Genomic DNA, 20990 nt, shown 5'->3' on the forward strand with positions numbered 1-20990 from the left:
GGATCGCACAGGATAAACGGACTTTTGCGAATACGCGCCCGGATCTGGCTAGCGAAACGCGTCTTTTCCCACTTCACGTTCACTTCACGCAGGCGCGTTATCTTCACCGCGTGAATGCATTTTTAAAGGATTATCGTCATGTCTGAACTTCATCCTCTGGCGCCCGCGACGCGCTGGGGCATCGTGATAATTGCCGCGCTCTGCGGCCTGCTGATGTTTTTAACCGGTCCGCACAGCCTGATAGCGATGAGCCAGGGATCGGCGCTGGTGCTGCACTCGCTGGCCATCACACTCTGCGCGAGTGTGGCGCTGGCGGCGACTCGCCTGCGCGCGCTGCGTTTCTGGTGGATGACGGGCGCGCTGCTGGTGCTGGTAGGCGTGATGTCGGGCTGGATGCGCTGGTCTGTTTCGGGCGTCGATGAGCTGGACGCGGGTGAAATGATCGCCACCTGGTATTTCCACCTGGCGGCCACGCTCTTTATGGCGCTCCCCTGGCTGCAGCGTGACAGTACGTCCGGCGCGCCTGTTTCACGTCGTCTGGCGCTGTGGAATAACGGCGTCGCGCTGCTGCTGGCGCTGGCGCTCGCCGGTGTGTTCTGGGGCGTGCTGCTGCTGTGGGCGAAACTCTTTAACGCGGTGGATATCCGCTTCTTTGACATTCTGTTTTTCGACACGCCGCTCTTTGTTTATGTCATGGCGACGGTTTCCGGCGCGGTATGTTTGCTGCTGTGCCGCAGCCAGACGCGCATCACCGAGGCGCTGATGCGTTTTCTGACGCTGGCGGCATCCGGCCTGCTGCCGCTCGCCGCGCTTATCGCGCTGCTGTTTCTCGCGACGCTGCCGTTTGTTGGTCTGAGCGGCCTTGCGGCGCGCACCTCCTGTAACGCCCTGCTGAATACGCTGGCGCTGGTCTTGCTCGCGCTTTCCGGGCTGGCCTGCGCGCCGTCACCGCATAAAGCGCTGCGTCTGCTGAACAACACCGGCGTTATCGTCACACCGCTTTTCTCGGCGCTCGCCGGGTGGTCACTGTGGCTGCGCGTGCAGCAATATGGCTGGACGCCGTGGCGCGTTTACGCGGCGCTTATCACGGCGACGGTGATGTGCTGGGCGGTGTGCGCCACGCTGCAGGCGATTAACCGTATGAAGGGCGATGAACCGGCAGGCGATCGCGGCGGCCGAGTTGTCATGCTCTTCTCGCTCGCGCTGCTGGTTTTAAGCCATACGCCAGTACTCGACCCGTGGCGCATCAGCGTGGAGAGCCAGATGGCGCGTTATGAGAGCGGGGCGCAAAAGGCCGACCTGATGAGTCTTTATATGCTGCAACACGCCGGACGCCGCGGCCAGGCGGCACTGAATGAACTTCGCCATACCCCGGCTTTTATGGCCGATAAAGAGAATCGTCAGGCGCTGCGCGATCTGCTGGACAGCAACTCGACGGTGGCCGATGACGACCTGCGCGACGCCATTACGCTTGCCGCAGGGGCGCAGGCACCTGCAGAGAGCTGGTGGCAGTGGGTGCGCAAAGAAGACACCTACAGCGTGCGCGGCTGTTTATATGAGAAGGGCAGTTGCGTTGTGGCGGCGCTCGATTTGAATCATGACGGGCAAAATGAAGTGCTGCTGTGCAGTAGCGACACGCGAAGCTGTATCGTCACGATGCGCGAGAACGGCCAGTGGCGGCAGGCGGGCTGGAGCCAGGAGATTCCCAGCAGTCTGACGCGCGAAAAATTCGACAAGGCGCTGCGCGAAAATCAGATCAAAGGAAAAGAGAAAACCTGGCAGGATGTGGAAATTGGCGGGGTGAGGATCCCGATAAACTATCAGTAAGCGTAAAAAAAGCGCTTCCCGCCAGGCGGCGGGAAGCGTCAGCAGGCTTTAGTGTACCTGCGGATCGGCCGGGGAGGCGTTTTTACGGATCCCGGCGATATCCATCGCGTCGAAAACATAGTGGGTGCCGCAGTAATCGCAGTGCATATCCACTTCGCCGTCTTCTTCCAGAATCTGGGCGACTTCTTCATCCGGCAGCGTGCGCAGCGCATCGGCGCAGCGCTCGCGCGAGCAGGTGCATTTGAACTCCACCGCCTGCGGATCGTAAACGGTCACTTCTTCTTCGTGGTAGAGACGCCACAGCACATCGTTGGCAGGCAGCGTGAACAGCTCGTCCGCCTTGATGGTTTCGGTCAGCGTCGCCAGATGGTTGAAATCATCCGTCTGGGCGTCCTGCGCCGGCAGCACCTGCAACAGCATGCCGCCTGCGGCAGGCTGGCCCTGCGCTTCACCGGTGCGGATAAACAGACGGGTCGGCAGCTGTTCGGAGCGCATGAAGTAATCTTCCAGACACGCGGCCAGCGTATCGCCTTCCAGACCGACGACACCCTGATAGCGCTCGCCTTCTTCCGGCGTAATGGTGATGACCAGATAGCCATTGCCCACCAGCGTTTTCAGACTGGCATCCGCCGGAACATCGCCCTGTACGCGCGCGACGCCGCGCATCTGCTGGCGGTTGTTGCCGTTAATCACGGCAAGCGTCATCGGGCCGTCGCCCTGTAACTGAACGGTGATATCGCCCGCGAATTTCAGCGTCGCGGTCAGCAGGCTGGTGGCGACCAGCAGCTCGCCGAGCAAGGTTTTAACCGGCATCGGATAGTCATGGTTTTCAAGGATCTGTTTCCAGGTTTCTGAAACCGTCACCAGTTCGCCGCGCACGGCATAATTTTCAAAAAGATAGCGGTGTAGTTGGTCGTGTTGAGCCATTATTCTCTCTCCTGGCGTGACGGTTATTCGCTGTCGCCAAATTTAAATTTGATCAGATCGCGGCGCTCTTTTTTATCCGGGCGGCGATCCGGATGCGGCATGGAAAGGGCGTTGAGTTTACGCGCCAGCGCGAGTTTTTCGCGCTTTTCGATACTTTCTGCCGTCTCTTCGTACAGCAGTACCGCCTCGCTTGCCGGTCGTCGCTGATCGGTAATGCCTTTTACCACCAGCGTGCGTTCATCGTTTCCCTGACGCAGCGTTAACACCGCGTTCGGTTCGATAATTTTACTCGGTCTGGTCCGTTGCCCGTTGTAGTGCACCTTGCCGCCTTCGATCATCTCGCGGGCCAGCGTGCGGGTTTTATAGAAGCGCGCCGCCCAGAGCCATTTGTCCAGGCGAACCCCTTCGGTGGATTTCTCTTTCATCACGACTCCTCGGTTTGCAGCGAGGGGATCAGACGCCGGTAATCGCCAAGCGCCGGGTGGCGCTGATAGTTTTTATCCGCAACGCCTGAATCGGGATTGGTGACGCCAAGGCAGTAGCGAATACCAAACCGCGCGGCGGCATCGAGAATCGGCTCGCTGTCGTCAATAAACAGCGTGCGCGACTTATCAAGGCCGGTGTGCCGGGCAACGGCCTGCCATAACCGCTGATCCTCTTTTGGATAACCAAATGTGTGGGTGGAAAGTAATAAATCAAGGTGCTGAGCAAGCCCGGTATGCTCAAGCTTGACCGCCAGATTATGCGGATGCGCGTTGGTCAGCAAAATACGTCGCTTGCCGCAGGCTTTCAGCGCGTCGAGAAACGGCACGGTATCTTCACGTATCAACGCGCGCGGCCCTTGCTCGGTCGTCATGGCACAGATATCGAGCCCCAGGCGCTCGCTCCAGTAATCCAGACAGTACCAGTTTAGCGTATGCTGCACGGCGTGATATTCGGCGCGGATATGATTGTGGGCGTCATCCAGCGAGATGCCGCGCTGCTGGCTTAGCGTTTCGGGCACCAGCTTTTGCCAGAAGAAGGTGTCGAACGCCAGATCCAGCAGCGTGCCGTCCATATCCAGCAGAACGGTATCAACGTCCTGCCAGGCGATATCAATAGTCATGGGAACTCCCGCCTGAGGAAAAAGGGGCGACAGGTTACCATAAACCTGTCGCCGCCGGATTATCAGAACAGGGGGCGAATATCCGCGGAAGGGACCAGTTGCGGGTTGAAGCAGTTTTCGTAGTAGCGCTGAATTTCTTCGATACGGGTGCGGCTGCGCTGCCAGCGGCGCAGCGCGACGACGCCGTTATACAGCGCACAGATGAGCATCACCAGCATCAGGAGTGTGGTGCCGAAATAGCGCCACAGCCCGGCGCTGTCAGGGATACTGCTGAGCGTCACATGCTGGGTGCCGTTGGCGTCGGTGCGCAGGCTGGTAACGACGCCTTCCGCATGGAATGGCGTCTGCATCAGCATACCCGCCAGCCGCTGGAACTCTTTCCACTGCTCCTGCGGCGGCAAATCATACAGCGACGTCGGCGGCAGTGGCTGGTTCACCATATCTTTGCCTTCATCGCTGATAATCATAAAGCCGCCCGGTGGCGGGCTGTTGAGCGACTGCGCGGCGCGGCTGGTTTCACGTACGAAGAACGGCGCGGTGGAAGCAATCACCAGATTATCGAGCGATTCAGCGCTGACCGGGCGCAGCAGGACGTTAATGCCGTCGAGCTTGCCTTCGCTGGCGCGTTTTACGAGCGACGGCCAGTCTTTGGTGTTGCCAAGGTTCACCAGCGCGTTTTTCAGCCTGACGCACTCTTCTTCGCCGGTACACAGCGCTTCGGTTTTCAGCACGATCTCCGCGAAATCATCCAGCAGCACCATGCCCGATTTCTGAATCGCCGACGCCAGCTGCGGGTTGATTTTGGTGTCGCCTTCCTGCGGATGCAGCTGGCGGTTTACTGCTTCTGCCAGCGCCGTGGCTTTGGTCACCGTGTCGGATTCCGGCAGAGGCAGCGGGCTTGCGTTATTCCAGAGAATTTGCGAGCAGTCGAACGGCATAAACGGGTAATTCTGGCGGGTGGTATAGCGCCCCGGCAGATGAATATTGCACATGCCTGTGCCGTTAATCCGCAGCGTATCACCAACGCGCAGGCCAGCTTCTTCAAGCTTCGCCACGCTGGTCGCTTCGACCGTTTGTGCGCCTTTAAGCCAGGAGATAGTCAGCTTAAACGGCATATCGAGCGGCACCCAGATAGTCAGCAGCAGCAATACCAGCAGCGCGCCTGCGCCGATCACTGCGCTGCGCAGCCAGTGCTGAAGCGGGAAATGTTTTACTTCGTCATGCAGCGACAGAAAACGGCCCTGGCGCACCACATGCCTGTCCATATAGATATCGATATCCGTTTTCTGGCCTAAATCATGCGCGATAAATGGCTGCCAGTGCGGCGGATAGATCAGGTCGATAATGCCGAGCGAAATATTATTAAGCTGTTCCTGGTTGGTTTCGCCAAACAGCCCCCAGCGTTTCGGCGTGCCGCGCAGACAATGGATTTCGCGCAGCGCTGTTTTCGCCGGCGGCGCATACAGCCCCCACAGGCCCGCGCCCAGCAGCAGAATCGCGCCGCCTGCAAGCCAGGGCAGCATCATCGGCGGCGTGACGAGGCAGAAGAAAAAGAGCACAAACGCGGCGCAGATCAGCAGCGCCTCGCGCAGTCCATCCGGACGCCCGAGCGCATGCTCCTCCTGCGTCTCCTGCCGGATATTCAGCAGCTCAATCTGTTCGCTCTCTTCGCCGCGAATGGACGCCAGGCCGGATGCCGGGCCTTCCAGCACGTAGCCGCGGGCTTCATGCACATGTTCCTGAATAGAATGGCCATTCAGAGAGATAACCAGCGGCAGCGTCGCGGTGCGGATAAGCTCGACGCTATTATCATCAGTGATGTATTGCTCGCAGAAGGGCGGCAGATGCACTTCTACCGAGTCCAGATAGTAACGCCATTTGTTCGGATCGTCAGACGAGAGGCCGTAGCGGGTAATAGCCCGACGGATGCAATAGACGGTGCTGCTTTGCGGCGTCAGCGTTAACCGGACTGGCGGCTTAATGGCGCCGGTCGGCGTCGGCGAATCCTGAAAACGCGAGAGCGTTTCCAGATAGCTTTCGATGGCGCTACGCTCTTCACTGCTGAGTTTACGGGTAGTGGCACCAGCAAAAACCTGGGCGGGTAAACGAGGATGACGGGGGCGAATTTTGCGCTTTATCCACCAGCCTGCAATGACGATGCAGGCCAGCATAGCAGCGACTAAAATCAACAAGGTGCTCATGCTTTCCCCATCAAATCACGGTACTCGATGCAAATGTAAACAAGTATTGCCTATGCAACATTAAGGCAGAACAATGAACAAAAATCGACAGGTATGGAGTCAATTTGAGTGAAATTATTTGAGGCATACCAGCGGTAAATCAATGTTAGCAAAGCGGGAAGCGTGGAAATATCAGCAAATTCTTATTTTAAATTCAACCTCTTGACATAAATGGGTATTTAGGTTTTACGTGCGCGTGAAGTTGCAGGAATGTAAATAAAAAACGATTCACATTGCCCGAACCGTGCGGTGTGTCGCACAATGAGCAAAGATATGGTTACCCGGTGGCCGGTTAATATGAATAAACCTCTGCAAAAACCCACTATTTTAAATATTGAAACGGTCGCCCGTTCGCGTCTTTTCAGCGTTGAGCAGGTAAGCCTCGCCTTCAGCAATGGCGAGCAGCGCGTTTATGAGCGTATGCGTCCTTCGGAGCGCGAGGCGGTGATGATCGTGCCCATTATTGACGATCATCTGATCTTAATCCGTGAATATGCTGTCGGCACCGAATCCTACGAGCTGGGCTTTTCCAAAGGGCTTATCGATCCGGGTGAAAATATTTACGAAGCGGCCAACCGTGAATTAAAAGAGGAAGTCGGCTTTGGCGCGAATCAACTGACGTTCCTGAAAAAACTCACTATGGCGCCGTCTTATTTCTCCAGCAAAATGAATATTCTGGTGGCGGAAGATCTCTATCCGGAAACGCTGCAGGGCGACGAGCCGGAGCCGCTGATTCAGGAGCGCTGGCCGCTCGCGCATATGATGGATCTGCTGGAAGATCCGGATTTCAGCGAGGCCCGCAATGTCAGCGCGCTGTTCCTGGTGCGCGAATGGCTGAAGATGCACGGCAGGCTGTAATCGCCTCACAAAAAACGCCCGGTAAAGGGCGTTTTCATCAGCGTGATACCTAAAAAAACGCCCCATGACGGGGCGTTTATTGTTTTATCAGAACAGCTCGTGGGTTTCCCCGTTATCGATAATCGTCGTGCCGACTTCATGCACCGCCTGCTGGGTTGGCTGCGTGCCTTCGATAAAGTACTCTTCACGGCTGTTGCCGCCGTTCGCCAGCTGGCCGGTGCTGCGGTCGATATTGACCGTCACGATGCCCGGCGGCGGCGTTAACGGCTCTTCCGGCACGCCTTCCAGCGCGGCCTTCATATACGCATCCCACGCAGGCTGTGCGCTTTTCGCACCGCCCTCATAGCCGGAGATCTGATCTTTAATCGCACCCGAGGCCGTGGTGCGGCCGAGATCGCGGCGGTGATCGTCAAAGCCAATCCACACAGACGTCACCACGCCCGGACCATAACCGGAGAACCAGGCGTCTTTCGAGCTGTTGGTCGTACCGGTTTTACCGCCGATATCGCGACGTTTGAGATCGCGTCCGGCGCGCCAGCCTGTTCCCTGCCAGCCCGGCTCGCCGAAGATATTGCTGTTCAGCGCGCTTTTAATCAAAAACGACAGCGGCGTGCTGATGACGTGCGGCGCATACTGCGGTGCCGGGCTCTGCGCCACCAGATCGCGGTTCGCCTGCTCAAGCTGCGGCATCGGCACCGGCGCATTCTGCTGTTCTGCGGAGGTGGCGACGTTTTCCACGTCTTTGTTTTCCAGCACGTTTGATTTCGGCGTTTCGCCGTAAATCACCGGGATATCGCAATCCGGGCAGGCGATTTTCGGCTTCGCTTCAAACAGCGTTTCGCCCTGAACATTGGTGATTTTGCTGATAAACCACGGGTCCACCAGGAAGCCGCCGTTCGCCATCACTGCATAGCCGCGCGCGACCTGCAATGGCGTGAAGGACGCGGAGCCGAGCGCCAGCGATTCGGTATGCACGATATTCTGCGCCGGGAAGCCGAAACGCTGGAGATACTCCGCCGCGTAATCGACACCCATCGCGCGCATGGCGCGAACCATCACTACGTTCTTGGACTGGCCCAGGCCCTGGCGCAGACGAATCGGCCCGGCATATTCCGGCGGAGAGTTCTTCGGACGCCAGTCAGAGCCCGCACCGGCATCCCAGCGCGAAATCGGCACGTCGTTCAGAATGCTCGCGAGCGTCAGGCCCTTGTCCATCGCCGCCGTATACAGGAACGGCTTAATGTTCGAGCCGACCTGGCGCAGCGCCTGGGTCGCACGGTTGAACTTGCTCTGGTTGAAATCAAAGCCGCCCACCAGCGCCAGTATCGAACCATCTTTCGGGTTGATGGAAACCAGCGCTGAGTTGACGTCCGGCACCTGCGCGAGCCACCAGCTGTCATCGACCTTACGCACCCAAATCTGCTGGCCTGCCTGCAACACGTCGGTGACGCGGCGCGGCGTCGGGCCCTGCGCGGTATCGGAGCGGTAAGGGCGCGCCCAGCGCACACCGTCCATTTTCAGCGACACCGAGGAGTTGTCGGCAAGCAGCGCCGTCGCTTCGTCAGGATTCGCCGAGGTGACCACCGCAGGCAGCAGCGGCCCGTAGGTCGGCAGGTTTTTCAGCGAATCGGTGATTTTCTTGCTGTCCCACGCCACTTCGCCCACGCGCCACAGCACGTTAGACGGGCCGCGATAACCGTGGCGCATGTCGTAATCCATCACGTTGTCGCGCACCGCTTTCTGCGCGGCCTGCTGAATGCGGCGGGTAATGGTGGTGTAAACCTTATAACCATCCTCGTAGGCGTTTTCGCCGTAACGGCTGATCATCTCCTGACGCACCATTTCTGTCAGGTACGGCGCGGAAAACGCGATTTCCGGCGCGTGATAATTGGCGTTAATGGTTTCGCTGCGCGCCTCGTCATACTGCGACTGGCTGATATAGCCCTCGCTCAGCATACGTGAGAGCACGACGTTACGGCGCGCCGTGGCGCGCTCAAGCGAGTAGAGCGGGTTGAACGTTGACGGCGCTTTCGGCAGGCCAGCTATCACGGCAATTTCGCTTAAGGAGAGTTGATCCACCGTTTTGCCGAAATAGACCTGAGCAGCCGCGCCCACGCCGTAGGCGCGATAACCGAGATAAATCTTGTTCAGGTAAAGCTCAAGGATCTCATCTTTCGTCAGCAGTTGCTCAATACGCACCGCGAGAAAAGCCTCCTTGATTTTACGCATCAGGGTGCGTTCCGGGCTTAGAAAGAAGTTACGCGCCAGCTGCTGCGTAATGGTACTCGCGCCCTGTGAAGCGTGACCGGAGAAGAGCGCCACGCTCGCGGCACGGAAAATACCGATCGGATCGACACCGTGGTGATCGTAGAAGCGGCTGTCTTCTGTGGCGATAAACGCTTTCACCATTTCCGGCGGGATCTGATTAAGCGTTAGCGGGATACGGCGCTTTTCGCCGTACTGCGCGATCAGCTCGCCGTCAGCGCTATAGATCTGCATAGGAATTTGCAGCCGCACATCTTTCAGCGTGGCGACGTCAGGTAACTGGGGCTCAATAAATTTATACAGGCCGTATATCGAGCCGGCTCCCAGCAGAATGCAAAAGACTGCAAGGAAGAATAAATACTTTACGAACTTCACCGAGGATTTCCCATTTAGTTTCTGTTGGGCAGTTTATAAACAACCGCGCGGTAGTATAAAGGCAAGCCTGAAGCATTGATATGGCATTTTCATTTTGCGCGACAGGGAGAACGTCAAAAATGATCGTCGGGAAATGGCAGATAGGCTTGCATATTCAATCAGATAGCATCGTTGCCGTGGCGCTGGTGCGAAAGCGAGGCGGCTGGCGACAGCAGCGCTGGTGGAGATTCCCGCTGGCCCCTCATCACGACGGCGAACCACGCCGCCAGGCGTTAATCGAGGCGCTGACGCCGTGGCGCGCGCAACTGCCGCGCTACTCTTCCATCCGGCTTGGGTTTCCGGCGCAGCGCACGTTACAGCGCGAACTTCCCAGGCCTGCGACCACGCTGTGCGAGCCAGAGTGCGAGGCCTGGCTTGGTGCCGTGGCTGCCCGTCAGCTCTCTTTGCCGCCCGACGCGCTGGCGTTTGATTATGCCGAACGCCAGGACGGCTATGCCGTAACTGCCGCGCGCGCTGCGGAAGTGGCAGAGCTGATGGCGTGCGCCCGCGCGCTGCGTTTTACGCCCGCCGCGCTGACGCCGGATGCGAGTGCGCTGGCCTGCCTCTTGCCCTATACCGCTGATGCCTGTCAGGCCATCGTGGCGCAGACGGGCACGCAGTGGCTGTGGGCGATGCGCGATCGCTGGGGCGTCTGTGCAACGCCAGGCGTGGAAGGGCTGAGGTTGCTCGGCGCGCAGCTTGGCATACAGGCACAGGAAATCGCGCTGTGCGGTGCATCCTGGCAAGAGGGTGACTGGCAGGCGTTTGATCCGTGGCAGGTTATCACCTGGCCCTGTCTGCCAAAGCCCGAAGACACCGGGTGCTTCGCCGTCGCGCTTGGTCTGGCGCTGGGAGCGGCGTGATGAGGCGGCATATTAATCTTCTGCCGTGGCGGCATGTCAGGCGGCGCACCCGGCTGATGCGCTGGGGCGGTTTTTTTCTTCTCGCAGCGCTGGTGGTTCTGCTCGCGGCTATGGCGGGCCACTACGTCATCAGGCACCAGCAGCGCGCGCTGCAGCAACAGCTTGATGCGTTGCTCATTACGTTGACGGAGCAGAAATCGCGGCTGCGAGAGGCACAGCGCGCCGCGGCGGAATATGAGGTATTACGCGCGCGCTGGCAACGTCGGGAAAGTGACCGTCAGGAGGTCGCGGCATGGCGGCAGCGTCTGCTGACGCTTGCCGATGCCTTGCCGGCATCGCTCTGGCTCACCACGCTGCGTTTTCATGATGACCGTCTCGAGCTCACCGGCAATGCGTATGAGCCCCAGGCGCTCAGCCTCTTTGAGGAAAACGTGCGAGCGCTTGCGCCTTTTACGCAGATAACGCCGGGGGAAACTCGCCGGGAGGCGGAGGGCTACTGGCACTTTTCGCTCTCATTGCAAAAGGAGTCTGCCGATGCGGCTTCTCATTGATCGCTGGCTTTCCGGCCCCTCATCGCGGCGTGCCGCGTGCGCTGGCGTCTGGATAGCGCTGCTGGTCGCGGCGGCTTACGCAGGGTTGATGCCTCTCACCAGGGACTTTCGCCAGCTGCAAGCGCAGCTTGAACAGCGCCGGGCCGAGCTGCAAACGCTTAAGCAGCGGCAGGCTGCGCAATCTGGCGAGCGAGGCGCTGTGGCAGCGCTTGAGGCACAACTTGCCATGAAGCCCTTTTCGCCGCTGGCGGTGGATCCCGGCCCCGAAGGGCATCTTATTCACTGGCAACCGCAAGGGGATACCGGCGAGCTGGAACTGGCATTAGCCTGGCCGCATGTGCCTGATATTTTTGAGGCGCTCGCGCAAAGCGACATGCTGGCGCACGGTTTTACGCTGAGCAGAGAGGGCGACCAACGCCTGCGGCTCACGCTACAGCTGGAGCGCGCCCATGAGAAGTAGCGCGCTATGGATCTTACTGATGCTGGCGAGTTGCCCGGCCTGGGCTGCGCGAGACCCTTTTGCGCCACCGCAGGCGCGCTGTCAGCTGCATCAGGCCGATCTCTGGCGTTACGGCGGCATGGTGAAAAGGGGCGAGTCGGTGCGGGTGCTGTTACAGACGCCGGAGAAAACGTGGCTTCGCGCCAGCCCAGGCGCGATGCTCCCGACCGGCTGGCAGCTTACCGGTGTTGAGGCCAATAAGGTGATGTTAAAGAGTGGCGACGGGTGTCGCCCTTCGGTTCTGGTATGGACACTTAAGGATACGCATCATGATAAGGAAATCCCTTCCTTTATTATTACTCGCGGCGACAACCGTCTTCGCCGCGCCCACGAGCCCGGGCGTCTCGCTGGTGGCGGATGAAACGCCGGTCGTCCAGCTATTACAGGCGCTGGCTGAAAGCGAGCAGTTAAACCTGGTGGTCGCGCCGGGTGTTGAGGGCGTCGTCTCTTTGCATTTGCAGGATGTACCCTGGCAGCAGGCGTTCCAGATGGTGACGGAGAGCGCGCGGCTGCGCTGGCGTAAAGAGCGCAACATTTTGCGCGTCTACCCTGAAAGCTGGGAACAGCAAAATCAGGCACAGCGGGACGCCGCGCGCCAGCAGCAGGAACGGAATCTGCCGCTGGTAAACGACACCTTCACGCTGCGTTATGCCGAGGCTTCGGAGCTTGCCGCCGCGATGGCCGCGCTCGGCGATAAACTGATAACCCCGCGCGGTAGCGTCACGGTAGATAAGCGCACTAACCGCCTGCTGGTATGTGATACCGCCAACGCGTTGCGTCAGGTAAGGGAGTGGGTCGCGAAAATGGATATCCCGGTAGGTCAGGTGGAACTGGCCGCGCATATCGTCACCATTAACCAGCAGAGCCTGCGTGAGCTTGGTGTCAAGTGGAGTACCGCGGATGCCGACGGCCCCACGACGCTCTATCACCCGACGACCATTTCCGCGGATCTGGCAGTGGCGAATGCGACCACGCGGCTTGGTTTTAATATCGGGCGTATCGATGGGCGCATGCTGGAGTTTGAGCTTTCGGCGCTGGAGCAAAAACAGAAGGTGGAGATTATCGCGAGCCCCCGGCTGTTAGCGGCACATCAACAGCCTGCCAGCATCAAGCAGGGCAGTGAAATTCCGTATCAGGTGTCGAGCGGCGAAAGCGGGGCGACCTCCGTGGAGTTCAAAGAAGCGGTGCTGGGGATGGAGGTAACGCCAACCATTGGGCAGGACGGGCGTATTAAGCTTAAGCTGCGCATCAGTCAGAATATGCCGGGCCAGGCGCTACAGCAGGCCGATGGCGAAGTGTTAGCGATTGATAAACAAGAAATCGAAACGCAGGTTGAGGTCAAAGACGGCGAAACGCTGGCGCTTGGTGGAATTTTCCAGCAAAAAAATAAAGCGGGGAATGAACAGGTGCCGGTTTTGGGAAATATTCCGCTCTTCGGGAGTCTTTTTCGCCACGACGGTAAAGATAACGAAAAACGTGAACTGGTGGTGTTTATTACGCCGCGCATCATCAGCGGGGCCTGAGTTCACAGGAGTTTTTAGCCATTATCGTCGCCGGATGTTTGACGCAGGGGTGGAATTAGCATACAAGGAGTACCGATTTGAGAGTCGGTCAAAGGCGGTGCATCCGTTGTTGTTTTTTCACTCCTGTGCGTCAGACGCGGTGATTTATTCGGTTGCCAAACTACCTTGAGTGTTGAGATAATTTTTGATCTGACTCTCGCACTATCGCTTAAGAGGTTTCAGTTCATTTCCCGCAGCTCAGGGTTATTGCACGCGGGTTTATCATCAACGAATTGTCTTAGTAGTACCGAAAAAATGGCAGAGAAACGCAATATCTTTCTGGTTGGGCCTATGGGTGCTGGCAAAAGCACTATTGGGCGTCAGTTAGCACAACAGCTCAACATGGAATTTTACGACTCCGATCAGGAGATCGAAAAACGTACCGGAGCTGATGTCGGCTGGGTCTTCGATGTAGAAGGCGAAGAAGGTTTCCGCGATCGCGAAGAAAAAGTCATCAATGAACTGACGGAAAAGCAGGGTATTGTACTGGCGACCGGCGGTGGCTCTGTCAAATCCCGCGAAACCCGCAATCGTCTCTCCGCGCGTGGTGTGGTGGTCTATCTGGAAACCACTATCGAAAAGCAGCTCGCCCGTACTCAGCGTGATAAAAAACGCCCGCTGTTGCAGGTTGATACGCCGCCGCGTGAAGTGCTCGAAGCGCTCGCCAACGAACGTAATCCGCTGTATGAAGAGATTGCCGACGTCACCATCCGTACTGACGATCAGAGCGCAAAAGTCGTGGCTAACCAGATTATCCATATGCTGGAAAACAACTAATTCCGGCGAATCCTTACTCACCTGCGGGTAAAGCACAGAAGGTTACTGAACGTCATGGAGAGGTTAACGGTTACTCTCGGGGAACGTAGTTACCCTATCACCATCGCAGCCGGATTGTTCAACGATCCGGCTTCCTTTTGGCCTTTGCGTGCAGGTGATCAAACCATGCTGGTCACCAATGAAACGCTGGCACCGCTGTGGCTGGATAAAGTCCGCTCCGCGCTGGAGCAGGCGGGCGTGAAGGTTGACCAGGTGATTTTGCCCGACGGCGAGCAGTATAAAAGCCTGGCGGTACTGGAAACCGTGTTCAGCGCGCTGCTGGAAAAACCGCATGGCCGCGATACCACGCTTATCGCGCTGGGCGGCGGCGTTATCGGCGATCTCACCGGCTTTGCCGCAGCGTGCTATCAGCGCGGCGTACGCTTCATTCAGGTGCCGACCACGTTGCTTTCGCAGGTCGATTCCTCCGTTGGCGGCAAAACTGCCGTAAACCATCCGCTTGGCAAAAACATGATAGGCGCCTTCTGGCAGCCCGCCTCCGTGGTGGTCGATCTCGACTGTCTGCAAACCCTGCCTGCGCGTGAGCTGGCCTCCGGGCTCGCGGAAGTCATCAAATACGGCATCATCCTTGACCGCGATTTTTTCCTCTGGCTGGAGGAGAATATCGACGCGCTGCTGGCACTCGATGGCGCGGCGATGGCGTACTGCATCCGCCGCTGTTGCGAGATCAAAGCCGATGTCGTCGCGGCGGACGAGCGCGAAAGCGGTATGCGCGCCTTGTTGAACCTGGGCCATACTTTTGGTCACGCGATCGAAGCGGAAATGGGTTACGGCAACTGGCTGCATGGCGAAGCGGTCGCCGCAGGCATGGTGATGGCGGCGCGTGCCGCCGAGCGTCTCGGCCAGTTTGAGACGCAGGATGTCGAGCGCATTATCGCGCTGCTCAAGCGCGCGGGACTGCCCGTCACCGGCCCTGAATCCATGCCGCCGCAGGCGTATCTGCCGCACATGATGCGTGATAAAAAAGTTCTGGCTGGCGAGCTGCGCTTAGTGCTGCCGCTGGCTATCGGGAAGAGTGAAGTGCGCGGCGGAGTGCCGCACGATCTGGTTTTAAGCGCGATTGCTGATTGTCAGCAGGCGTGAATGAAAAGTACTGTTCGCCAGTCAATGGCGTTTTTACTATCGGGCAATAGCGTGGCGCAGGCCGCAATGAGCCTTCGAGTGGGGTGTTAAATGGATGAATTCAAACCAGAAGACGAGCTGAAACCCGATCCCAGCGATCGTCGTCCTGGTCGTTCTCGTAAATCTGCTGAGTTCGATAACGAACCGCAAATCAACATTGATGACGTTGATCTTGATGCAGACGATCGTCGTCCGGCGCGTGCGCGTCGCGAGCAGGCGCAAGAGACTTACGAAGCGGATGAATCGCTGGCGGATGATGAAGAAGTCCAGGAACGTCGTCCGCGCAAGCGTAAAAAAGCGCCCCCGAAAGGGCCCATTTCTCGCCAGCATCTGATGATGGCGCTCGGTATTTTTGTTCTGGTGCTGCTGATTATCGGCATCGGTTCGGCGCTGAAAGGCCCGGATACCACGAAAACCGACGATGCGCAGGCGCAAAACGCCGAGAAGAATATCGATCTCTCCGGTAACGCAGGCAGCGCGTCAGATCAGGCCAACGGTGCGCAGCCGCAGCCGGGCAACACCTCTGCCGCAAATCAGAACAGCGCTAACGCGCCGCAGGATATCTCTCTGCCGCCGGTTTCCTCAACGCCGACTCAGGCGGAATCCCCGTCTGCGCCGCAAGGCCAGCAGCGTGTCGAAGTTCCGGGCGATCTGAACAATGCGCTGACGCAGCAGCAGGGCCAGATTGATAACGCCGTGGCAGGCTCTACGCTTCCCACCGAGCCTGCAACTGTCGCGCCGGTGAACGGCAACGCCGCAGCCGCTCAGCCGTCGCGCGACACCGCGCAAAGCGAGAAACCTGCGCGTCATAACGCCGCTACCACCACGCGTCCTGAGCGTAAGCAGATGGTGATTGAGTCTGAGCCGCGTAAAACGCAGACCACCCAGAGCAAACCGCAGCAGACACCGGCGAAAACCGCCACCACGGAGCAGAAACCGGCCAGCACGCCGAAACGCAGCGAGCCTGCGACCGGCACCGCCTCCGCCCCGGTGAAAGCGCCAGCGACCACCGCCACGCAAGCGCCGAAGAGTACGCCTGCCGCGAGCCAGCCTTCCGCCCCTGCGGGCGGCGCGAGCGCGGGTAATGTCGGTGCGCTGAAATCCGCGCCGGGCAGTCACTACACGCTTCAGCTGAGCAGTTCGTCGAACTACAACAACCTGAACGCGTGGGCGAAGAAAGAGAATCTCAAAAACTACGTGGTCTATCAGACGACCCGTAACGGTCAGCCGTGGTATGTGCTGGTAAGCGGCGTGTATGGCTCGAAAGATGAAGCGAAACGCGCGGTTTCTTCGCTGCCAGCCGACGTGCAGGCGAAAAACCCGTGGGCTAAGCCGATTCACCAGGTCCAGGCTGATCTGAAGTAATGAGTAAAGCGCAGTATGCTGTCGGAGCCTTCTCCACAGCGTGGGAAGGTATGAATTAATCAGGCAGCATGAAAAAATATCGCGCTTTTCTTAAATGGGCAGGGGGGAAATACCCCCTGCTCGATGATATTAAACGTCACCTCCCTGAAGGGGAGTGTCTTATCGAGCCTTTCGTTGGCGCCGGGTCGGTTTTTCTCAACACCGATTATTCGCGCTATGTGTTATCAGACATCAACAGCGATCTGATAAGCCTCTACACCACGGTTAAAGATAAAACTGACGATTACGTCAGCGAAGCGCGTCTGCTGTTTACCGCCGAGCATAATCAGGCCGAGGTGTACTATCAGTTGCGTGAAGAGTTTAACCAGAGCCGGGACGAGTTCCGCCGCGCGCTGCTCTTTTTGTATCTTAACCGCCACGGTTACAACGGGCTGTGCCGCTATAATCTGCGCGGCGAGTTCAACGTGCCGTTTGGCCGTTACAAAAAGCCCTATTTCCCGGAGACGGAGCTGTACCATTTTGCGGAGCGCGCCCAGAACGCGCTATTTATCTGCGAATCCTACGACGCCAGCATGGCGCGGGCGCAGCAGGAAAACAGCGCGGTGGTCTATTGCGACCCGCCTTACGCGCCGCTTTCCGCTACCGCGAATTTTACGGCTTACCACACGAACAGCTTTAATCTGGAACAGCAGCGGCATCTGGCGCAGCTTGCGGAAGGGCTGCAAAGTCAGCGCATTCCGGTGCTCATTTCCAACCACGATACCGAGCTGACCCGCCAGTGGTATCAGCAGGCGAAGCTGCATAAGGTGCGGGTACGACGCAGCATCAGCAGCAATGGCGGCACGCGCAGAAAGGTGGACGAACTGCTGGCGCTCTACGAGGCCTGAGCCGGTTCCGCCCGCCATACACACAAGACTTAATGGAGAAGCGGATGAAACAGTATTTGATTGCCCCCTCGATTCTGTCGGCCGACTTTGCCCGGCTGGGTGAAGACACCGCACGGGTGCTGGCCGCCGGTGCCGACGTCGTCCATTTCGATGTTATGGATAACCACTATGTGCCAAACCTCACCATCGGGCCGATGGTGCTGAAGGCGCTGCGCGATTACGGTATTACCGCGCCCATCGACGTGCATCTAATGGTAAAACCGGTGGATCGCCTGATCCCCGATTTCGCCGACGCGGGTGCCAGCATCATTACGTTCCACCCGGAAGCCTCCGAGCATATCGACCGTTCGCTGCAACTGATCAAAGAACATGGCTGCAAAGCGGGCCTGGTTTTTAACCCGGCGACGCCGCTGAGCTATCTCGATTACGTGATGGATAAACTGGACGTGATTCTGCTGATGTCGGTCAACCCCGGCTTCGGCGGTCAGTCATTTATCCCGCAGACGCTGGAGAAGCTTAAAGAAGTGCGCCAGCGCATCGACGCTTCAGGGCGCGACATCCGCCTGGAAGTGGACGGCGGCGTGAAGGTCAGCAATATCGGCGCTATCGCCGCGGCGGGTGCCGATATGTTTGTCGCGGGTTCCGCTATCTTCAACGAGCCGGATTATCAAAAAGTCATCAACGATATGCGTAGCGAGCTGGCAAAGGTTTCTCATGGATAAGCTGCAAAAAATCCGCGCTGTCGCTTTCGATCTCGACGGTACGCTGGTAGACAGCGCGCCGGGCCTGACCTGGGCGGTGGACAACGCGCTCTATGCGCTGGAACTGCCGACCGCGGGCGACGCGCGCGTCATTACCTGGATTGGCAACGGTGCCGATGTGCTTATCGAGCGCGCGCTGACCTGGGCGCGTCAGGAGAAAGCCGCGCTTCGGGCCGCCGCGGGTAAACCTGCGCAAACCGACGACATCCCGGAAGAAGAGCAGCGCCGCATGATGCGCCGTCTGTTTGACCGTTATTATGGCGAGGCCGTCGAGGCGGGCAGCGCGCTGTTCCCGGATGTGGCCGAGACGCTAGACGCGCTGCGCCGTCATGGTCTCGCGCTCGGGCTGGTCACCAATAAGCCGACGCCGTTCGTAGCGCCCATGCTGGAATCGCTCGGTATCGCAGACCATTTCAGCATTATTATTGGCGGCGATGATGTGCAGAATAAAAAACCGCACCCGGAGCCGCTGCATAAAGTCATGGACGCGCTGCGGGTGACGGCGCAGGAGTTGCTCTTTGTCGGCGATTCACGCAATGATATTCAGGCGGCGCAGGCCGCTGGCTGCGCAAGCGTCGGCCTGAGCTATGGCTATAACTACGGTGAAGCGATAACGTTAAGCCACCCGGATTTCGTCTTTGACCATTTCCGCGACTTACTGCCCGCGTTCGGGCTCCCCCACAGTGACAATCAGGAATTGAAAAATGAGTAAGCCCATCGTTTTTAGTGGCGCACAGCCATCCGGAGAACTGACCATCGGTAACTACATGGGTGCGCTGCGTCAGTGGGTTAACATGCAGGACGACTACCACTGCATCTACTGCATCGTGGATCAGCATGCTATCACTGTGCGTCAGGACCCGGCCGCGCTGCGTAAAGCCACGCTGGATACGCTGGCGCTCTACCTCGCCTGCGGCATCGACCCGAAAAAGAGCACCATCTTCGTGCAGTCTCACGTGCCGGAGCACGCGCAGCTGGGCTGGGCGCTGAACTGCTACACCTATTTCGGCGAACTGAGCCGCATGACGCAGTTCAAAGATAAATCCGCGCGCTATGCGGAAAACATCAACGCCGGTCTGTTTGATTACCCGGTGCTGATGGCGGCGGATATCCTGCTGTACCAGACCAATCTGGTGCCGGTGGGCGAAGATCAGAAACAGCATCTGGAGCTGAGCCGCGATATCGCGCAGCGCTTCAACGCCATCTACGGCGATATTTTCCGCGTGCCGGAGCCGTTCATTCCGAAATCGGGCGCGCGCGTGATGTCACTGCTGGAGCCGACCAAAAAGATGTCCAAGTCGGATGACAACCGCAATAACGTCATAGGCCTGCTGGAAGATCCGAAATCCGTTGTGAAGAAAATCAAACGCGCGGTGACCGATTCTGACGAGCCGCCGGTGGTTCGCTACGACGTAGCGAACAAAGCGGGCGTCTCTAACCTGCTCGATATCCTCTCCGCCGTGACCGGCCAGAGCATCCCGGAGCTGGAGCAGCATTTCGAAGGCAAAATGTATGGTCATCTGAAAGGCGAAGTGGCGGATGCCGTCTCCGGTATGCTCACAGAGCTTCAGGAGCGCTATCACCGCTACCGCAACGACGAAGCCTTCCTGCAAAGCGTGATGAAAGAAGGGGCCGAGAAAGCCCGCGCGCACGCTGGCGAAACGCTGAAGAAAGTGTATGAAGCCATCGGGTTTGTGGCGCAGCCGTAATAAAAAACCGGGTCAGCCCGGTTTTGCGTGTCACAGTGAAACCACCTCTCAGGAGGTGGTTTTTTATTGCTCAGCGCAGCCGTATTACTCGTCCGCTGCCGGGCCGCAGCCGCCGATCATTTTCGAAATAGAAATCGCCGGGTGAAGCAGATAGTCATAGCTGCAGGTTTTGTTTTTATTTTCGACATGGCCGGTACAGGCGGTCAGTGAGGAGAGTACGGCGGCCAGCATCGCGAGTTTAATGACGTGTTTCATTATGCATCCCTATAGATAAAGTGTCCTAAATAGCTGATATAAATGTCTTTTATGACCATCCATAACGGGACGACTTTATGCGGTTTCAGGCAGGGGAAGTCAACGTCAGTAACAGGACTTGCACAGCAGGAAAAACCGCGCGGGCGCGGGTGTTCAGCGCCGCTGGTTGTCGATGGTCAGCGTGACGCGATTAGCGCGGCAGAACAACTCGGAATAGTGCACGGGTTTTTGATGCTGGTCGTAGGCGATTTTGCTGATGCGAAACAGCGGCTCGCCCAGTTCGCATTTCAGCCACTGCGCTTCGGCTTTGGTGGCGGTGAAAATGTCGATGGTCTTTTTATCGCTGACCACCTGCGTATCGAAGCGTTCCTGAAACAGCTGATAGGTTGACGCGCCGGCGCTGTAAAACGCGTCAAACTGCGGGTAGCGGGAGAGCGGGATCCACGAGGCGTCGATAAACAGCGGTTCGCCATCGAGATACATCACCCGGCGCAGCAGGAACATCTCGCTGCCGCCCGGAATATTCAGGCGTTCGCAGAACGGATCGGCGCTGACGCGCGCCTGCTCAATCACTTCTTCTTTGGTGGGCTTGCCCTGCGATACGCCGAAATCGGTAAAGCCGCTCACGGTCAGCAGGGCATTTTCCACTTTCTTGCTCTGCACGAACGTGCCTTTGCCCTGCCAGCGGATCAGAACGCCATCTTTCACCAGATCGCTAATCGCCTTGCGAATGGTGATGCGGCTGACGTTATAGAGCGTACACAACTCGCTTTCAGTAGGGATCTGCTGGCCGGCCTGATAAACACCTTGCCCGATATCATCAAGCAGACGCTGGCGGACGGTGGCGTAAAGGAGTTGATGAGAGTAGCGCTCCGTAGCTGGCATGTATCGACCCTGAAGTTGTAGGAAACGTGCGGATGATTATAAGAGCGTTTATTGAGGA

The 20990-nt window shown here is 58.2% G+C and carries 21 protein-coding genes; 14 read left to right on the forward strand and 7 right to left on the reverse strand.

Translation table 11 applies throughout. The annotated features are described in order from the left end of the window. Positions 1-138 precede the first annotated feature (138 nt). Positions 139-1827, forward strand: coding sequence for a DUF4153 domain-containing protein (locus CSK29544_RS06100; RefSeq protein ID WP_007899779.1), 1689 nt, complete (start codon positions 139-141; stop codon positions 1825-1827). Positions 1828-1875: 48 nt separating this feature from the next. On the opposite strand, the gene hslO is transcribed toward CSK29544_RS06100, so the two are convergent. The 4 genes from hslO to CSK29544_RS06120 form a co-directional block, all read right to left on the reverse strand. Further along, a complete protein-coding gene (hslO, locus tag CSK29544_RS06105) occupies positions 1876-2754 on the reverse strand; it encodes an Hsp33 family molecular chaperone HslO (protein WP_004385530.1) in 879 nt (292 codons plus the stop codon). Between the two features lie 23 nt (positions 2755-2777). Next, positions 2778-3179 (reverse strand): ribosome-associated heat shock protein Hsp15, encoded by a 402-nt coding sequence (gene hslR / locus CSK29544_RS06110; protein ID WP_004385531.1) that lies wholly within the window; start codon positions 3177-3179, stop codon positions 2778-2780. Beyond that, complete coding sequence (gene yrfG / locus CSK29544_RS06115; protein WP_007899776.1) at positions 3179-3859, reverse strand: GMP/IMP nucleotidase; 681 nt, start codon at positions 3857-3859, stop codon at positions 3179-3181. The genes hslR and yrfG overlap by 1 nt, the downstream gene beginning before the upstream one ends. Before the next feature lie 62 nt (positions 3860-3921). Next, entirely contained in the window at positions 3922-6060 is a 2139-nt protein-coding gene (locus tag CSK29544_RS06120) for an intracellular growth attenuator family protein (protein WP_007871608.1), read from the reverse strand. A 336-nt stretch (positions 6061-6396) separates the two neighbouring features. Between CSK29544_RS06120 and nudE the strand changes: the two genes are divergently transcribed. Next, positions 6397-6957, forward strand: coding sequence for an ADP compounds hydrolase NudE (nudE, locus tag CSK29544_RS06125; RefSeq protein ID WP_029039083.1), 561 nt, complete (start codon positions 6397-6399; stop codon positions 6955-6957). 87 nt (positions 6958-7044) lie between these two features. Here nudE and mrcA read toward each other — a convergent pair whose 3' ends face one another. Beyond that, positions 7045-9597, reverse strand: coding sequence for a peptidoglycan glycosyltransferase/peptidoglycan DD-transpeptidase MrcA (mrcA, locus tag CSK29544_RS06130; protein ID WP_004385535.1), 2553 nt, complete (start codon positions 9595-9597; stop codon positions 7045-7047). A 119-nt stretch (positions 9598-9716) separates the two neighbouring features. Between mrcA and CSK29544_RS06135 the strand changes: the two genes are divergently transcribed. The 12 genes from CSK29544_RS06135 (at position 9717) to trpS (ending at position 19792) form a co-directional block, all read left to right on the forward strand. Beyond that, positions 9717-10499: a type IV pilus biogenesis protein PilM gene (locus CSK29544_RS06135; protein ID WP_007899771.1), complete on the forward strand. Its 783-nt coding sequence runs from the start codon at positions 9717-9719 to the stop codon at positions 10497-10499. Continuing rightward, the gene (locus tag CSK29544_RS06140) at positions 10496-11050 is read left to right on the forward strand and encodes a PilN domain-containing protein (protein ID WP_029039082.1); all 555 of its coding nucleotides are present in this window, start codon (positions 10496-10498) and stop codon (positions 11048-11050) included. Before CSK29544_RS06135 ends, CSK29544_RS06140 begins: the two co-directional genes overlap by 4 nt. Next, positions 11034-11510, forward strand: a complete 477-nt coding sequence (locus tag CSK29544_RS06145; protein WP_029039081.1) for a HofO family protein — start codon at positions 11034-11036, stop codon at positions 11508-11510. Before CSK29544_RS06140 ends, CSK29544_RS06145 begins: the two co-directional genes overlap by 17 nt. Positions 11511-11529: 19 nt before the next feature. Then, the gene (locus CSK29544_RS06150; RefSeq protein WP_007899750.1) at positions 11530-11910 is read left to right on the forward strand and encodes a HofP DNA utilization family protein; all 381 of its coding nucleotides are present in this window, start codon (positions 11530-11532) and stop codon (positions 11908-11910) included. Next, a complete protein-coding gene (hofQ, locus tag CSK29544_RS06155; RefSeq protein ID WP_369844836.1) occupies positions 11822-13072 on the forward strand; it encodes a DNA uptake porin HofQ in 1251 nt (416 codons plus the stop codon). The genes CSK29544_RS06150 and hofQ overlap by 89 nt, the downstream gene beginning before the upstream one ends. A gap of 294 nt (positions 13073-13366) precedes the next feature. Then, a complete protein-coding gene (gene aroK / locus CSK29544_RS06160; protein ID WP_004386573.1) occupies positions 13367-13888 on the forward strand; it encodes a shikimate kinase AroK in 522 nt (173 codons plus the stop codon). Between the two features lie 54 nt (positions 13889-13942). Further along, a complete protein-coding gene (gene aroB, locus CSK29544_RS06165; protein ID WP_004386574.1) occupies positions 13943-15031 on the forward strand; it encodes a 3-dehydroquinate synthase in 1089 nt (362 codons plus the stop codon). Between the two features lie 90 nt (positions 15032-15121). Next, positions 15122-16435, forward strand: a complete 1314-nt coding sequence (gene damX / locus CSK29544_RS06170) for a cell division protein DamX (protein WP_007899745.1) — start codon at positions 15122-15124, stop codon at positions 16433-16435. A 68-nt stretch (positions 16436-16503) separates the two neighbouring features. Further along, positions 16504-17322: an adenine-specific DNA-methyltransferase gene (gene dam, locus CSK29544_RS06175; RefSeq protein WP_004386576.1), complete on the forward strand. Its 819-nt coding sequence runs from the start codon at positions 16504-16506 to the stop codon at positions 17320-17322. Between the two features lie 44 nt (positions 17323-17366). Continuing rightward, positions 17367-18044: a ribulose-phosphate 3-epimerase gene (gene rpe / locus CSK29544_RS06180; protein WP_007753071.1), complete on the forward strand. Its 678-nt coding sequence runs from the start codon at positions 17367-17369 to the stop codon at positions 18042-18044. Next, entirely contained in the window at positions 18037-18795 is a 759-nt protein-coding gene (gene gph / locus CSK29544_RS06185) for a phosphoglycolate phosphatase (RefSeq protein ID WP_007899741.1), read from the forward strand. Before rpe ends, gph begins: the two co-directional genes overlap by 8 nt. Beyond that, positions 18788-19792, forward strand: a complete 1005-nt coding sequence (gene trpS, locus CSK29544_RS06190; RefSeq protein ID WP_004386579.1) for a tryptophan--tRNA ligase — start codon at positions 18788-18790, stop codon at positions 19790-19792. The genes gph and trpS overlap by 8 nt, the downstream gene beginning before the upstream one ends. An 84-nt stretch (positions 19793-19876) precedes the next feature. Here trpS and CSK29544_RS22500 read toward each other — a convergent pair whose 3' ends face one another. Both CSK29544_RS22500 and CSK29544_RS06200 read right to left on the reverse strand, forming a co-directional pair. Continuing rightward, positions 19877-20047: a YhfL family protein gene (locus CSK29544_RS22500; protein WP_004386580.1), complete on the reverse strand. Its 171-nt coding sequence runs from the start codon at positions 20045-20047 to the stop codon at positions 19877-19879. A gap of 153 nt (positions 20048-20200) precedes the next feature. Then, complete coding sequence (locus CSK29544_RS06200) at positions 20201-20932, reverse strand: GntR family transcriptional regulator (protein ID WP_007899739.1); 732 nt, start codon at positions 20930-20932, stop codon at positions 20201-20203. Between the last annotated feature and the right edge of the window lie 58 nt (positions 20933-20990).

This window comes from Cronobacter sakazakii, assembly GCF_000982825.1.
Classification (GTDB): Bacteria; Pseudomonadota; Gammaproteobacteria; order Enterobacterales; family Enterobacteriaceae; genus Cronobacter; species Cronobacter sakazakii.

Coding starts and splice junctions, on each gene's coding strand:
- CSK29544_RS06100 (WP_007899779.1), top strand. CDS start 139: ATGTCTGAACTTCATCCTCTGGCGCCCGCGACGCGCTGGGGCATCGTG.
- hslO (WP_004385530.1), bottom strand. CDS start 2,754: ATGGCTCAACACGACCAACTACACCGCTATCTTTTTGAAAATTATGCC.
- hslR (WP_004385531.1), bottom strand. CDS start 3,179: ATGAAAGAGAAATCCACCGAAGGGGTTCGCCTGGACAAATGGCTCTGG.
- yrfG (WP_007899776.1), bottom strand. CDS start 3,859: ATGACTATTGATATCGCCTGGCAGGACGTTGATACCGTTCTGCTGGAT.
- CSK29544_RS06120 (WP_007871608.1), bottom strand. CDS start 6,060: ATGAGCACCTTGTTGATTTTAGTCGCTGCTATGCTGGCCTGCATCGTC.
- nudE (WP_029039083.1), top strand. CDS start 6,397: ATGAATAAACCTCTGCAAAAACCCACTATTTTAAATATTGAAACGGTC.
- CSK29544_RS06135 (WP_007899771.1), top strand. CDS start 9,717: ATGATCGTCGGGAAATGGCAGATAGGCTTGCATATTCAATCAGATAGC.
- CSK29544_RS06145 (WP_029039081.1), top strand. CDS start 11,034: ATGCGGCTTCTCATTGATCGCTGGCTTTCCGGCCCCTCATCGCGGCGT.
- CSK29544_RS06150 (WP_007899750.1), top strand. CDS start 11,530: ATGCTGGCGAGTTGCCCGGCCTGGGCTGCGCGAGACCCTTTTGCGCCA.
- aroK (WP_004386573.1), top strand. CDS start 13,367: ATGGCAGAGAAACGCAATATCTTTCTGGTTGGGCCTATGGGTGCTGGC.
- aroB (WP_004386574.1), top strand. CDS start 13,943: ATGGAGAGGTTAACGGTTACTCTCGGGGAACGTAGTTACCCTATCACC.
- damX (WP_007899745.1), top strand. CDS start 15,122: ATGGATGAATTCAAACCAGAAGACGAGCTGAAACCCGATCCCAGCGAT.
- dam (WP_004386576.1), top strand. CDS start 16,504: ATGAAAAAATATCGCGCTTTTCTTAAATGGGCAGGGGGGAAATACCCC.
- rpe (WP_007753071.1), top strand. CDS start 17,367: ATGAAACAGTATTTGATTGCCCCCTCGATTCTGTCGGCCGACTTTGCC.
- gph (WP_007899741.1), top strand. CDS start 18,037: ATGGATAAGCTGCAAAAAATCCGCGCTGTCGCTTTCGATCTCGACGGT.
- trpS (WP_004386579.1), top strand. CDS start 18,788: ATGAGTAAGCCCATCGTTTTTAGTGGCGCACAGCCATCCGGAGAACTG.
- CSK29544_RS22500 (WP_004386580.1), bottom strand. CDS start 20,047: ATGAAACACGTCATTAAACTCGCGATGCTGGCCGCCGTACTCTCCTCA.
- CSK29544_RS06200 (WP_007899739.1), bottom strand. CDS start 20,932: ATGCCAGCTACGGAGCGCTACTCTCATCAACTCCTTTACGCCACCGTC.